The following is a 13,199-nucleotide window of genomic DNA, read 5'->3' as shown; positions in this document are numbered from 1 at the left end:
GACATGACAGGCTGGCGGGATGCACACCGATACCGATGTCCTCGTCATCGGCGGGGGGCAGGCGGGATTGTCGGCGGCCTACTTCTTGGAACGCTTCGGGCTGCACGGACGGTATCGGCTCCTCGACCATTCACCCAGCCCCGGCGGCGCCTGGCAGTACCGATGGCCGACGCTGACCCTCGCCGCCGCAAATCATGTCCACGACCTGCCCGGATACGGGCTCGTCGAGGCGCTCGGCGTCGAGTGCGATCAGTTCCCGGCGGCCACCGCCGTCCCCGACTATTTCGGTCGGTACGAGGAGAAGTTCGGGCTGACGGTGGCGCGACCGGTCCACGTGCGCGCGGTGCACCGCGACGGTGACGGCTTCCGGGCGTCGATCGTGGCGCCCGACGAGCACGGCGAACGCCGGGAAACCGAGGTGACGACGCGGACGCTGATCAACGCCACCGGTACCTGGGATCGGCCGTTCATCCCGCACATCCCGGGCATCGGCGACTTCCGGGGACGCCAGTTGCACACCCACGACTACACCAGACCCGAGGAGTTCGCCGGACAACGCGTCCTGGTGGTCGGCGCCGGGATCTCGGCGATCCAACTCCTCATCGAGATCGCCCGCAACGCCCCCGAGGTCACCACGTTCTGGTGTTCGCGTACCGAGCCGCACTTCCGCGATGGACCCTTCACCCCCGAGGAGGGCCGGGCGGCGGTCGCACGTGTCGAGGAGCGGGTGCGTGCCGGCCTGCCGCCGACCTCGGTGGTGTCGGTGACGGGCCTGTCACTGACGCCGGCCATCGCCGCGGCCCGGCGCGACGGGATTCTGCGGTGGCGACCGATGTTCACCCGGATCACCGAGACCGGGGTGTGCTGGGATTGCGGTAGCGGTGACCTCGGGGTCGGCGATCTCAGGGGCGGCGATCTCGGGGACGGTACCGAACTCGACGTCGACGTCCTGTTCTGGAACACCGGATTCCGCAGTGCGCTGGACCATCTCGCGCCCCTGCACCTGCGTGCGCCGGGTGGCGGGATCACCATGACCGGCCGACTCGCCACGACCGTGGCCGCCGATCCCCGCATCCAATTGCTCGGCTACGGACCGTCGGCGTCGACGATCGGCGCGAATCGGGCGGGCCGGGAGGCCGCACGCGTGATCGTCGATCTGCTCGACGCCTCCTGATCAGCCGTTCACCGACAGTTCACCACGGCACGCGCCGGAGCTCGTGTAGCGCACGAGGGCGCCGAGGGTGTCGACGGTGACGTCGAAAGCCACTCGGCCCGAACCTGTCTCGATGCGCGCCATGGTGCTTGATCCGCCGAAGGCGCCGATGCGGGTCCACCCGGACGATGCGTCGCCGGAACCACCGCCCGGGGCGGTGTTCGTCCACGACACGCGCACGCGCTGATCGAATCCGAGCAGCGGTGGCGGCGTCGTCACCGTCAGCGACACGGTGCCCGAGCCCGCCGAGGCCACCGTGACCGAGCTCGTCGATCTCAGTAGCCCCAGATCGGCGAGATTCGGGTTCACATAAATCATCGCGCAGAATCGCGTGGCCGGCGCGGCCTGCGCCGGTGCGAGACCGACCGTGGACGACGCGACCACCACGGCGGCGGTGACCAGGACTGGGGCGCTCACCCGGGCGGCACCGGGTATCGATCGGGCCATCGGAGGCCTTCTGTTCTCCCCCGAACTCGTTACCACCCACCCCTCGGGACACGAACGTCCTCACCGTGTCACGGGCGCGACCGAACCCGCGGTCCTTCGGCGGAAGAGCACACGAACGGACGACAGTTCCGCATGCAGACTTGACAGATTGTTGGGTTTTCCCAACACTTGGTTCTATGAGTCCGGTCAGACGGGGAGAAAAGCTCCCGATCTTCAACCGCATCGGCGTCCTGCGCGCCGAGCGTCGGATGTCTCGGGCCGCACTGGCGGCACTCGTCGGGATCAACGTGCAGACCGTCGGCGCTCTCGAACGCGGTGATCACTATCCGAGCCTCGACCTCGCCTTCCGCATCTGCGATGTGTTCGAGCTCCCCGTCGAAGCGGTGTTCAGTCGCACCGAATTCGGCGCGATGTCGGCCGAGCTGTACTCCCGCCGATCCAACGAAGGGACAGGTGCCTGATGTACGACCAGAATTCAGCCATCCCCGAAGAGGCACAGCCCGAACTGTGGCGACGCTATGACGAGTGGCGCGGTGAGCGTCACCGCCGTTTCACCGCACGCCACGCGCATCGGCTGCCCCGCTGGCGCAACCGCCGCGCCTACCGGCGCGTGGTCGTCGCCCAGGCGCTCGCCATCGCCCTGATGATCGTGGGTGCCGTCATCGGGTTCTTCTCCGACATCTGGTTCCTCCCGCCGTGGATACTCGGCGCGGTCGTCACGATCACCGCTCAGCGACTCCTGCGCATCATCACCGGCTCGGTCGGCGACGCACCGGTCAGCGCCCTCGACGAAATCCAGCTCGCCCAACGTAATTCGGCGCGCTCGATCGCTTTCATCGTGCTCTTCTCGCTGATGTTCATCCCGTACTTCATCCTGATCGCGATGTCGATCCCCGACCACATCGACCGCCAGGCGATCTACGGCGTCGCCATTCTGCTGATCTCGCTGGTACTCGCCGCCGGAGTGCTGCCGTCGATGCTCACCGCGTGGTGGATGGCCGACTCCGACCCCGAAGACTATGCCGAACCCGAATCGTCCACCTGGAAGGGAGAGCTCCGATGAGCGACCCGTTGATCATCGACGGCCTACACAAGAAATACGGTGACGTCGTCGCCCTGCACGACATGACCTTCACTGTCCAACCCGGGGAGATCTTCGGCTTCGTCGGCAGCAACGGCGCCGGCAAGTCCACGACCATGCGGATCATCCTGGGCGTACTGGCCGCCGACTCGGGCACTGTCGCACTCGGCGACCGCCCGATCGACCTGCCCACCCGTCGTCGTATCGGCTACATGCCCGAGGAGCGCGGACTCTATCCCAAGATGAAGGTCGGCGATCAGTTGCGCTTCCTCGCCCGGCTGCACGGGATGTCGGCGGCCCAGGCCGACGAGTCGGCGCACCGCTGGACCGAACGTCTCGGCGTGGCATCACGTTTCGGCGACAACGTGGCCGATCTGTCGTTGGGCAACCAGCAGCGCGTCCAGCTGGCGGCCGCACTCATCGCCGACCCCGCGGTCCTGGTTCTCGACGAGCCGTTCTCCGGCCTCGACCCGGTCGCCGTCGACGTCATGAGCGACGTCCTCAAAGAGAAAGCGGCCGAGGGCATCCCGGTGATCTTCTCCTCACACCAACTCGACCTCGTGCAGCGCCTGTGCGACCGCGTGGGCATCGTCGTCAAGGGACAGATGCGCGCGCTGGGCAGCGTCGAGAGCCTGCGCGCCCGCGGCGGGGTGACCCTCGAGGTCGAGGGCCCCGGCATCGGAACCGCCTGGGCCGACGGTATTCCCGGGGTTCTCGACGCCGACTACGGACCGACCACGCTGCTGAGCATCGACCCCGACTCCGTCGATGACCAGCAGGTGCTCGCCGCGGCCCTGCACACCGGGCCGGTACACCGCTTCACCAGATCCACACCGTCATTGACCGACATGTTCCGAGAGGTGGTATCGGCATGAGCACCCCAACCCAGACCCTGCCCCCGACCGCACCCGACGGCGGTGCCGGCGCGATGACGTCGGTGTGGCTCATCGCCGAACGCGAGATCTCCACCCGCGCCCGCACCAAGTCGTTCCTGTGGAGCACCATCGCGCTGATGCTCGTCATCGTGATCGGGCTGATCGTCTGGAAGGCGTTCAGCGGCGGCGGCACCGACACCGACAAGGTCGGCATCGTCGGCGCCGACACCTCCCTCTCGACGACGGTCACCGAGGTCGGCAAGGCCGCCGGCACCCCCGTCTCGGTGCGGACCGTCGACTCCCCGGCCCAGGCCCGTTCCCAGGTCGACAGCGGTGATCTCGACGGCGCGATCGTCGTCGGACCGTCCGGGTCCTTCACATTGATCAGCAAAAACGGACTCTCCGACACGCTCTCGGGTGTGCTGCGTTCATCGATCTCCCAGACCACCCTCGCCACCGGTCTGGCCCAACGCGGTGTCGATGCGGCCGATCTGCCACGTGCCACGATCGCCGAGGATCAAACCCAGCCGGCCAAGCCCGACAACGGCCAGCGGATCATCATCGCCATCGTCGGGGCGATGTTGCTGATCATGGCGATCATGCTCGGCGGCAACATGATCGCCGTCGGCGTCGTCGAGGAGAAGACCTCACGCATCGTCGAGCTGCTGCTGGCCACCGTCAAACCGCTGCACCTGATGTGGGGCAAGATCCTCGGCATCGGCGTCGTCGCGCTCGGTCAGGTGGTGGTGCTCGGCGCGACAGCCCTGATCGCCGGTGCGGCAACCGGAATGCTCACCATCGCGGGCACCGCGGTCGGGATGTTCGCGGCCACCCTCATCTGGTTTCTCCTCGGATTCGTCTTCTTCGCCACGCTGTACGCCGCCGCCGGTGCGCTGGTGTCCCGTCAGGAGGAACTCGGGTCGACCATCATGCCGCTGACCGTGCTGTCGATGGCGGTGATGTACGCGGGGATCTTCGGAATCCAGGCCCTCGACTCCACTTTCATCCAAGTGCTGACCTGGATTCCGCCGTTCTCCGCGGTGCTGGTACCCATCCGGATCGCGACCGGTGACACCGATGCCATGCAGATCGTCATCACCCTGATCCTGATGATCGCGGCCTGCGCGGTGGCCACCTGGATCGCGGCGCGGATCTACCAGCGGTCGATCCTGCGGACCGGCAGCCGGGTCAAGTGGTCCGAGGTCCTGTCGATGACCCGGTGAACGTCAGGACCCGGTGACTCAGGCCCGGACCTGCTCCGGTTCGTCGTCGGCGACCGGCGCGGGTCCTTGCGGCACGAAGTCCTTGGACCGGATCATCACGAGTGCGCACACCCCACCGAGCACGGCGACCACGCCGCTGACCCAGAACAGCAGATTCAGTCCGTCGGCGTAGGCGGCGTGGACGCCACCGGCCGGGTTGTCGTGCATCGAACTGGTCATCCGCGAGCTGAACAGCGATCCGTACACCGCGATACCCACCGCGATGCCGATCTGACGGAAGGTGGTGTTGATGCCCGAGGCCATCCCGGACCGGTGCACCGGCACCACACCGACCGCGGTGGCGGCCAGCGGCGGATTGACCAGGCCGCTGCCGATACCGGCGATGACCAGCCCGGGGATCAGATGGGTCCACGACGAGCCGGTGTCGAGCCCGGCCATCAAGAACAGTCCGCCGCCCACCAGCACCAGCCCGGGGCCGATCAGCCATCGCACCGGCATGTGCTCGGACAGGCGGCCGGCGATCGTCGCGAAGATCATCGTGCAACCCGACATCACCAGCAGGCGCAGACCGGTCTCCAGGGCCGAGTAGCCGAGCGAATTCTGCAGGTAGAGAACAAGATAGAGCAGCATCGCGAACAGTGACCCGTTCATCGTGAAGGCCGCGATCAGCCCACCACCGAAGGTCGGGATGCGCAGCAACCCCAGGTCGAACATCGGCTGCGCGACGCGCAGTTCGACGATCACGAAGGCCACCAGGAGCACCGCGGCCGCCGCGAAACACCCCAGCACCAGGCCGTCGGTCCACGACCGCTGCCCCGCCTCGGTGAGTCCGTAGACGCCGACGAGCAGTCCCGCGGTGAAGGTGAGTACTCCCGGCCAGTCGATGCGCCGCGCGTGCGGCGAACGGGACTCGTCGACCATCCGCAGCGTCAGGTACAGGGCGACGATGCCGATGGGCAGGTTCACCAGGAAGATCGCCCGCCAGGTGATACCGGTGGTCAGCACACCGCCGAGGATCGGTCCGAGAGCCGTCGCGATACCGGTGACCGCACCCCACGCGCCGAAGGCCAGTCCACGTTCACGGCCGTGGAAGGTCGCGGCCAGCAACGCCAGCGACGTCGCGAAGAGCATCGCCCCGCCGATGCCCTGCAGTGCCCGGGACACGATGAGCATCGTCGGGTCCTGCGCCACCCCGCACAGGAGCGAACCGAGGGTGAAGATGACCAGGCCGATCGAGAAGATGCGGCGCCGGCCGAATTTGTCGGAGATCGATCCGGAGGTCAGCAGCAACGAGGCCAGCGCCAGCGCGTAGGCGTCGGTCACCCATTGGAGCTGGGAGAAACTCGCGCCGAGCGCGCGTTCGATGTCGGGGAGCGCGACGACGACGATCGTGACGTCGAGCAGCAACATGAATGTCGCCGCGCAGACGACGACCAGCGTCCACCATTTCTTTGCCATGGTCCAAGTCTGGCGACCCGAACGACCATCGTCGCCCTCGGTCCGAGCAGACGTAGGATTCCACCCATGAGTGCTCGGATAGCGTTGGAATCCTCCACCCTCGACACCCTGGATGCGCAGATCACCCGGGCGCTGCAGATCTCGCCGCGGGTGGCCTTCGCCGAACTCGCCGAGATCCTCGATGTGGCCGAGCAGACGGTGGCCCGACGCTACCGGCGGATGCGCCGCGACGGATACCTGCGGGTCACGATGACCGCCGATCTACACGGCGGCGCCAACTGGCTCGTACGCGTGCGCTGCCGACCGGAGGGCGCCGACACCATCGCACGGGCGATCGCCGCACGCGACGACGTGTCGTGGGTGTCGATCTACGGGGCAGGCTGGGAGGTCGACTTCAATCTCCGAGCCCCTGCCGACGTCGAGACGCACGAGCTGCTGCACGAGATGTTGCCGAGGTCCGCGCCGGTGCTCGACGTCGCACCCGCCGAGATCCTGCACACCTACATCGGCGGGGCGGGCGAGCATCAGGACACGTGGAGCGATGTCCTCACGTCCGCACAGACCGCGGCGTTGCGAGCGACCGCACCACCGGTGGTGTCGTCGAAAGGTGTTCGGGCGGAGCTCGACGACATCGACCGCCTCCTGATCGACGAGCTCGGCCGGGACGGCCGGGTCTCGTACTCGACGCTGGCGCGCACTGCGGGGAGTACGCCCGGGAAGGTGACTCGTCGCGTGGAGCGTCTCATCGGTTCCGGGGTGGCCTACTTCCACGTGGACCTGGCAACCGCGGCAATCGGGTTGCGCAGCAACGCGTTATGGCTCACGGTTGTGCCCCGATCACTGGCCTCGGTGGGGCAGGCGTTGGGTACCGATACCCGGATCCCGTTTGCCGCCGCGGTCACCGGCCGGGCCAATCTGACGGCGAATGTGATCGGCGCAGGCCCCGACGACCTCTATTCCTTTGTCACCGAAGACCTTGCACGGCTGGACGGGATCACCGGTTACGAACTCGTCCCGCTGCTGCGCCGGGTCAAACATGCGGGCGCACTCGTGCACGGCGACAAACTCGCGCCGCCTCAGATCTCGCCGAACCGACGCAGGGCCTCTTCCCGTTCGGCCTTGTGATCGACGATCGGCTCCGGATAGTCGTCGGTACCGTACTCGGGCACCCACTGCGCGACGTAGGCGCCGTCGGGGTCGAACTTCTTCGCTTGCGCCTCCGGGTTGAACACCCGAAAGTACGGCGCCGCATCGGTTCCCGTGCCGGCCGCCCACTGCCAGCCGTGCTGGTTGGACGCCATGTCGCCGTCGAGAAGCTGATCGAGGAACCACCCCGCACCCCACCACCACGGCAGGTGTAGATCCTTGACGAGGAAGGACGCGGTGACCATCCGCACGCGGTTGTGCATGAATCCGGTCTGTGCGAGCTGGCGCATGCCGGCATCGACGAGCGGAAAACCGGTGCGCCCCTGCTTCCACGCGTCGAATCGTCGGTCGGCGGCGGCGTCGGTGTCGAGGTCGATGCCGTCGAATTGGCGATTCCAGTTGTGCCACGCCGACTCCGGCCAATGATGGAGGACGTCGGCGTAGAAGTCACGAAATGCCAACTCGCGCAGGTACGCCTGCGCGCCCTTGCCGGTGCCGGTCAGGTCGGCGGCCAGGGTGCGCGGGTGGATGTTGCCGAACTTCAGGTACGCCGACATCCGGCTCGTCACATCGAGATCGGGCCGGTTGCGGTCGTCGTCGTAACCGGCGAGATCCTCGGCGACGAAGTCGCCCCACCGTGCCAGGGCGGCCGCCTCGCCGGCTGGGATGTCGGTCGTCGTGGGCGCCTTGGGGATTCGGATGCGACCGGAGCGGGTGAGGTCGGACGGGTCGAGAAGATCACCGGCGGTGACCGACGTCGACGCGGGTGTGCGCCACCCGTGATCGCGCCACTGCCGGAAGAACGGTGTGAAGACCTTGTAGGGGCTGCCGTCGGACTTGGTGACGCGACCGGGCGACACCAGGTACGGCGATCCGACCGGCTCCCACGACACATCGGCGGCGTCGTCGAGCGCCGCCACCACGGCCTCGTCACGACGGCGGCCGAACGGCGAGAAGTCTTCGGAGACATGCACCGACGACGCACCGACGGCCTCGACCAGCCGGGGGATCTCCTCGTCGGGACGACCCCGCACGACAAGGAGTCGACCGTCGAGGCGCTCATCGAGCTCGCGGAGCGAATCGAAGAGGAACGCCAGACGCCGGTCGCCGGCGGACTTCTCGAGCCGGGGGTCGAGAACGAAGCAGATCAGGACGCGATCGGCGGCGTCGAGCGCGTCGGCGAGCGCCGGCAGATCACCCAGACGCAGATCACGGCGCAACCACAGCAGAGCCGTACCGGTCGGCGTCTCCGACGTCGACGCGGCCGACCCGCCTCGGGTGCGCTTGGCGGCGGAGATCTATCCCACGCCCAGCAGATCGATGACGAACACCAGGGTGCGGCCCGAAAGTCGGTGTCCTGCACCGGGCGGACCGTAGGCCAGGTTCGGCGGCACGGTCAGACGCCGGCGGCCGCCGACCTTCATTCCCGGGATTCCCTCTTGCCAGCCCGGGATCAGCCGCTCGAGCGGGAAGTGCGCGGACTGACCGCGATCCCACGACGAGTCGAACTCCTCGCCCGACTCGAAATCGACTCCCACGTAGTGGACATCGACGACGTCACCGCGCTGGGCCTGCGCTCCGTCACCCTCGACGAGATCGACGACCTCGAGTTCGGCGGGGGCCGGGCCCTCCGGGAATTCGACTTCTGGCTTTTCGGCACTGGTCATCGGGACTCTCCTTTGAGTCATCGGTTCTCTGGTGGCTCGGGTCCCTCGTGGACGAGAGTGCCCGTCGGGGTGGGCGAGCGCCTCAGCGATCCCCGCGTGCGATGTAGTCGCGCTCGGTGTAACCGGTGTAGAGCTGGCGCGGGCGCCCGATCTTGCCGGTCGGATCGGTGTTCATCTCCCGCCAGTGCGCGATCCAGCCGGGCAGCCGGCCGAGTGCGAACAGCACGGTGAACATCCGGGTCGGGAAGCCCATGGCGCGGTAGATGACGCCGGTGTAGAAGTCGACGTTCGGGTAGAGCTTGCGCTCGATGAAGTAGTCGTCGTTGAGCGCGACCTCTTCGAGGCCCTTGGCGATGTCGAGCAGGTCGTCCTGCACGCCGAGGGAGGTGAGGATCTGATCGGCGGTCTTCTTCACGATCGCCGCGCGCGGGTCGTAGTTCTTGTACACGCGGTGTCCGAAGCCCATCAGCTTCACGCCGGCTTCCTTGTTCTTGACCTTGGTCATGAACGCCTGGGTGTCGCCGCCGGAGTTCTTGATGTCCTCGAGCATCTCGAGCACGGCCTGGTTGGCGCCACCGTGCAGCGGGCCCCACAGGGCGTTGATGCCGCCGGAGATCGAGGTGAACAGGTTGGCCTGCGACGAGCCGACCAGCCGGACCGTCGACGTCGAGCAGTTCTGCTCGTGGTCGGCGTGCAGGATGAACAGCATGTCGAGGGCCTTGGCGACCTCGGGATCGACCTCGTACGGCTCGGCCGGGAAGCCGAAGGTCATCCGCAGGAAGTTCTCCACCAGGCTCAGCGAGTTGTCCGGGTAGAGGAACGGCTGGCCCGCCGACTTCTTGTAGGCGTAGGCCGCGATCGTCGGCAGCTTGGCCAGCAAACGGATCGTCGACAGTTCGACCTGCTCGGGATCCTTGGGGTCCAACGAATCCTGGTAGTACGCCGACAACGCGTTGACGGCGCTGGAGAGCACCGGCATCGGGTGGGCGTTGCGCGGGAATCCGTCGAAGAACCGCTTGAGATCCTCGTGCAGCAGGGTGTGCCGCTGGATCTTGTTGGTGAACTCCTCGAGCTCGGTCGGGGTCGGCAGCTCGCCGTAGATCAGCAGGTAGCTGACCTCGATGAAGGTCGACTTCTCGGCCAGCTGGTCGATCGGGATACCGCGGTAGCGCAGGATGCCCGCGTCGCCGTCGATGTAGGTGATCGACGACTTGGTGGATGCGGTGTTGACGAAACCACCGTCGAACGTGGTCAATCCGGTCTCGGACAGGAACTTGCCCAGTTCGACCGAATCGCTGCCCTCGGTGGCCTTCAGGATCGGGAGCTCGAGTTGCCCACCGGGATAAGTGAATGTTGCCGAAGCCGCATCGGTTGTGCCGTCGGCCGGGACTGTTTCAGCGGACACTCGTGGACCCCTTTACTCAGGTGCGAGATTTTCCTCTTCGCCCATTACGGGCTCTTGAGAACCTAACCTAGTCTCCCCCGAGCTCGCTCGCCCACGGAGGGTCCGCCCCCGGACGCGAGACGGTGATCCCCGCCACCTTCACGGCGAACCGCGCCACCTCGCGCCACTGCTCGTCGTCGAGGTCGCGCACCGCGGCCGACGACAGTGCACCGGCACGGTCGAGTTGGTGGAGGATCGCGCCCATGATGCTGTCACCAGCGCCGATGGTGTCGGCAACGGTCACCCGCGGCGCCGGGATACGACTCGTACCCGACGCGGTGACGACGTCGATACCGTCGGCGCCCGCGGTCACGAGCACCGCGCAGACCCCGGCCTCGAGCCAGTCGGCAGGACGCGAACCGTTCGGTCCGCGTCCGAGCCACTCGGCGTCCTCGTCGGAGAGCTTGACCACGTCGACGGCGTTCATCCACGACGCGAAGCGGGCGCGGTAGGCGTCGGCGTCGGCGATGACGGCCGCCCGGATGTTGGGGTCGCAGAGCACGAGCCGCCCCTCCTCGTGGCAGCGACGCATCGTCGACTCGTACACGCTCGCACCGGGCTCGAGAACCAGTGACAGCGTGCCGAAGCCGAGCGCCGCGACCGTCGGCGCGAACGGCCCGGGGTCGGCGACGAGGCGGTCGGCGGTGCCCTCGACGTAGAACGAGTAGTGGGCGGCGCCGTCGGCGCCGATGGTCGCCAGGGCCAGCGAGGTGGGCTCGGAACGTCGTTGGACCAGGGTGGTGCCGACGCCGCTGTGCCGCAACGCCGACATGATGGCCTCGCCGTAGTCGTCGGTCGACACCGCCGAACAGAACGAGACCGCACTTCCCAGCCGCCCCAAGGTGATCGCGACGTTGAACGGTCCCCCGCCCAGGGCCGGCTGCAGCGGCGGCAGTTGCCCTCCACCGACAGTTGGTGGAGCTGTGGCTACCACGTCCACCAGCGCCTCGCCGCACACGACGATCTCCCTCATCGACCGATCCCGACGACTTTGCACGTCCATCCCGTCTTCACGGCATCAGTCTGCCATCGCCGGTGGCGTCGATGTCGGCTATGGGCGAAACGACGACGAGACCAAAACAGCAGTGGGCGGGTAGATTCGACGGATATGAACGAGTTGCCCGCGGGACGCGATGCGGTGCTCCTCGACTTCGGCGACGACCCGGTCGCGGTGCGTCGGGCGCAGCGGGCACTGCGTGCGGCGAGCGAGGCGGGCGACCTGATCGGTGTCACCGAGATCGTGCCCAGCGCATCGACCGTCCTCATCCAGTTCGAGCTCGGCGTCGGCGCGGACTCCTTGGGCATCCACCGGGTGTTGCGCGGTGCGGTCACCGACGACGACACGACGCCGGACACCGACGACGAGGTGACAATCGAAGTGCATTACGACGGCGCCGATCTCGACGCGGTCGCCACCACCCTGGGGTGCGGGGTCGGTGATGTGGTCGCCGCGCACACCGCGACGAGGTGGCGCGTCCAGTTCATGGGTTTCGCACCGGGATTCGGCTACCTCGTCCCCGAGGATGCCGACAACCCGCTCCTCCGGATCGGCCGGCGCGCGCAGCCGCGCACCCGGGTGCCCGCCGGCGCGGTGGCCGTCGCCGCCGGATACAGTGCGATCTATCCGCGGACGAGCCCCGGTGGATGGCATCTCTTGGGCCGCACCGGTATCCACCTGTGGGACGAAACAGCGAATCCGCCGTCGTTGCTGGCCCCGGGCACGCTGGTGCGATTCGTCGACGCCGCCCGCAGTGACGCCGGAGAATCACGGTGAGCGCGATCGAGGTGATCCACCCCGGCCCGTTCGCTACGATCCAGGATCTGGGTCGGCCCGGGCTGGCCCATCTCGGCGTCCCCCGGTCGGGTGCTGCCGACCTGGTGTCGATGACACTCGCCAATCGTCTTGTCGGAAACCGCGAATCAGCGGCCGTCATCGAGGCGACGTTGGGCGGGATACGGATTCGGGCGCTGCGCGGCCTGCTGATCGCGGTGACCGGGGCGGGTGCGCAGGTACTCGTCGACGATGTGCCGGTCGGCCTCGGTGCGACCGTCACCGTGACCGCGGGCTCGGAACTGGCCGTGTCGGCGCCGACATGGGGTTGTCGCAATTACGTTGCGGTGCGGGGCGGAATCGACGTCGGCGCGGTCCTCGGTTCGCGGTCCACCGACACGTTGTCGGGGCTTGGGCCGCCGCCGTTGTCGGCAGGTGATCTGCTCGAGGTCGGCATCGAGAGCGGGCCATGGCCTGCGGTGACGCATGCGCCGGTCGAGGCAACACCACCGCCGGTCGCCGAACTCGATGTGAGCGCAGGTCCGCGTTCCGGGCACCTGCACCGGGTCGGGGATCTGATGGTCGGCGAGTGGGTGGTGAGCGCCGACGCCGACCGGGTCGGGGTGCGGCTGGTGCGGCCCGACGAGTCGGATCATCCGTTGTTGCACCATCGTGCCGATGTCGGCGAACTGGCCTCGGAAGGCGTTGCCCACGGAGCGGTTCAGGTCCCACCCAATGGGCAGCCGGTACTGTTTCTCGCCGATCATCCGGTGACCGGTGGCTATCCGGTGGTGGCGGTACTCACCGCCGGGGCACTGGCGCGGGTCGGTCAGCTGGTCGCCGGCAACCGGGTGCGTTTCCGCTCTCGGTAAGT

Annotated in this window: 14 protein-coding genes; 8 read left to right on the top strand and 6 right to left on the bottom strand. The window is 67.6% G+C overall.

Features of this window, described 5'->3' with window-relative positions; all coding sequences use genetic code 11:
• Positions 1–19 precede the first annotated feature (19 nt).
• Positions 20–1,174, top strand: a complete 1,155-nt coding sequence (locus P3L18_RS14085; RefSeq protein WP_276114383.1) for an NAD(P)-binding domain-containing protein — start codon at positions 20–22, stop codon at positions 1,172–1,174.
• On the opposite strand, the gene P3L18_RS14080 is transcribed toward P3L18_RS14085, so the two are convergent.
• A complete protein-coding gene (locus P3L18_RS14080; protein ID WP_276114382.1) occupies positions 1,175–1,630 on the bottom strand; it encodes a hypothetical protein in 456 nt (151 codons plus the stop codon).
• Between the two features lie 206 nt (positions 1,631–1,836).
• Here P3L18_RS14080 and P3L18_RS14075 point away from each other — a divergent pair, with 206 nt between their 5' ends.
• From P3L18_RS14075 to P3L18_RS14060, 4 genes are read left to right on the top strand one after another with little or no spacing between them, the layout of a single operon-like run.
• The gene (locus tag P3L18_RS14075; RefSeq protein WP_006368244.1) at positions 1,837–2,121 is read left to right on the top strand and encodes a helix-turn-helix transcriptional regulator; all 285 of its coding nucleotides are present in this window, start codon (positions 1,837–1,839) and stop codon (positions 2,119–2,121) included.
• A complete protein-coding gene (locus P3L18_RS14070; RefSeq protein WP_014361231.1) occupies positions 2,121–2,723 on the top strand; it encodes a hypothetical protein in 603 nt (200 codons plus the stop codon). Before P3L18_RS14075 ends, P3L18_RS14070 begins: the two co-directional genes overlap by 1 nt.
• Positions 2,720–3,616 carry an ATP-binding cassette domain-containing protein gene (locus tag P3L18_RS14065; protein ID WP_079929093.1) on the top strand — a complete coding sequence of 299 codons (897 nt, stop codon included), beginning with the start codon at positions 2,720–2,722 and terminating at the stop codon, positions 3,614–3,616. Before P3L18_RS14070 ends, P3L18_RS14065 begins: the two co-directional genes overlap by 4 nt.
• Positions 3,613–4,839, top strand: coding sequence for an ABC transporter permease (locus tag P3L18_RS14060; RefSeq protein ID WP_276114381.1), 1,227 nt, complete (start codon positions 3,613–3,615; stop codon positions 4,837–4,839). The genes P3L18_RS14065 and P3L18_RS14060 overlap by 4 nt, the downstream gene beginning before the upstream one ends.
• 18 nt (positions 4,840–4,857) lie before the next feature.
• Here P3L18_RS14060 and P3L18_RS14055 read toward each other — a convergent pair whose 3' ends face one another.
• On the bottom strand, positions 4,858–6,297 hold the full coding sequence (locus P3L18_RS14055; protein WP_276114380.1) for an MFS transporter: 1,440 nt from the start codon (positions 6,295–6,297) through the stop codon (positions 4,858–4,860).
• 66 nt (positions 6,298–6,363) lie between these two features.
• On the opposite strand from P3L18_RS14055, the gene P3L18_RS14050 reads away from it, so the two are divergent.
• Complete coding sequence (locus P3L18_RS14050; protein WP_276114379.1) at positions 6,364–7,422, top strand: AsnC family transcriptional regulator; 1,059 nt, start codon at positions 6,364–6,366, stop codon at positions 7,420–7,422.
• Here P3L18_RS14050 and P3L18_RS14045 read toward each other — a convergent pair.
• The 4 genes from P3L18_RS14045 to P3L18_RS14030 form a co-directional block, all read right to left on the bottom strand.
• Positions 7,374–8,663 carry a deoxyribodipyrimidine photo-lyase gene (locus P3L18_RS14045; RefSeq protein WP_276114378.1) on the bottom strand — a complete coding sequence of 430 codons (1,290 nt, stop codon included), beginning with the start codon at positions 8,661–8,663 and terminating at the stop codon, positions 7,374–7,376. The genes P3L18_RS14050 and P3L18_RS14045 overlap by 49 nt on opposite strands.
• A 78-nt stretch (positions 8,664–8,741) precedes the next feature.
• Positions 8,742–9,110 carry an FKBP-type peptidyl-prolyl cis-trans isomerase gene (locus P3L18_RS14040; RefSeq protein WP_006368237.1) on the bottom strand — a complete coding sequence of 123 codons (369 nt, stop codon included), beginning with the start codon at positions 9,108–9,110 and terminating at the stop codon, positions 8,742–8,744.
• Between the two features lie 82 nt (positions 9,111–9,192).
• Entirely contained in the window at positions 9,193–10,515 is a 1,323-nt protein-coding gene (locus P3L18_RS14035) for a citrate synthase (RefSeq protein WP_079929088.1), read from the bottom strand.
• Positions 10,516–10,582: 67 nt separating this feature from the next.
• A complete protein-coding gene (locus P3L18_RS14030; RefSeq protein ID WP_079929097.1) occupies positions 10,583–11,527 on the bottom strand; it encodes a carbohydrate kinase in 945 nt (314 codons plus the stop codon).
• A 135-nt stretch (positions 11,528–11,662) separates the two neighbouring features.
• Between P3L18_RS14030 and P3L18_RS14025 the strand changes: the two genes are divergently transcribed.
• Both P3L18_RS14025 and P3L18_RS14020 read left to right on the top strand, forming a co-directional pair.
• Entirely contained in the window at positions 11,663–12,328 is a 666-nt protein-coding gene (locus P3L18_RS14025; protein ID WP_079929087.1) for a carboxyltransferase domain-containing protein, read from the top strand.
• A complete protein-coding gene (locus P3L18_RS14020) occupies positions 12,325–13,197 on the top strand; it encodes a biotin-dependent carboxyltransferase family protein (RefSeq protein WP_079929086.1) in 873 nt (290 codons plus the stop codon). The genes P3L18_RS14025 and P3L18_RS14020 overlap by 4 nt, the downstream gene beginning before the upstream one ends.
• Positions 13,198–13,199: the final 2 nt, after the last annotated feature.

The organism is Gordonia sp. N1V (genome assembly GCF_029269935.1).
Lineage (GTDB): Bacteria > Actinomycetota > Actinomycetes > Mycobacteriales > Mycobacteriaceae > Gordonia > Gordonia polyisoprenivorans.
The sequence above is the reverse complement of the archived record's forward strand: the minus strand, read 5'-3'. Positions and strand labels throughout refer to the sequence as shown.

What these genes read in the sequence shown, in the direction of transcription:
- P3L18_RS14085 (WP_276114383.1), top strand. Translation starts at nt 20, where the DNA reads ATGCACACCGATACCGATGTCCTCGTCATCGGCGGGGGGCAGGCGGGA.
- P3L18_RS14075 (WP_006368244.1), top strand. Translation starts at nt 1,837, where the DNA reads ATGAGTCCGGTCAGACGGGGAGAAAAGCTCCCGATCTTCAACCGCATC.
- P3L18_RS14070 (WP_014361231.1), top strand. Translation starts at nt 2,121, where the DNA reads ATGTACGACCAGAATTCAGCCATCCCCGAAGAGGCACAGCCCGAACTG.
- P3L18_RS14065 (WP_079929093.1), top strand. Translation starts at nt 2,720, where the DNA reads ATGAGCGACCCGTTGATCATCGACGGCCTACACAAGAAATACGGTGAC.
- P3L18_RS14060 (WP_276114381.1), top strand. Translation starts at nt 3,613, where the DNA reads ATGAGCACCCCAACCCAGACCCTGCCCCCGACCGCACCCGACGGCGGT.
- P3L18_RS14055 (WP_276114380.1), bottom strand. Translation starts at nt 6,297, where the DNA reads ATGGCAAAGAAATGGTGGACGCTGGTCGTCGTCTGCGCGGCGACATTC.
- P3L18_RS14050 (WP_276114379.1), top strand. Translation starts at nt 6,364, where the DNA reads ATGAGTGCTCGGATAGCGTTGGAATCCTCCACCCTCGACACCCTGGAT.
- P3L18_RS14040 (WP_006368237.1), bottom strand. Translation starts at nt 9,110, where the DNA reads ATGACCAGTGCCGAAAAGCCAGAAGTCGAATTCCCGGAGGGCCCGGCC.
- P3L18_RS14030 (WP_079929097.1), bottom strand. Translation starts at nt 11,527, where the DNA reads ATGAGGGAGATCGTCGTGTGCGGCGAGGCGCTGGTGGACGTGGTAGCC.
- P3L18_RS14025 (WP_079929087.1), top strand. Translation starts at nt 11,663, where the DNA reads ATGAACGAGTTGCCCGCGGGACGCGATGCGGTGCTCCTCGACTTCGGC.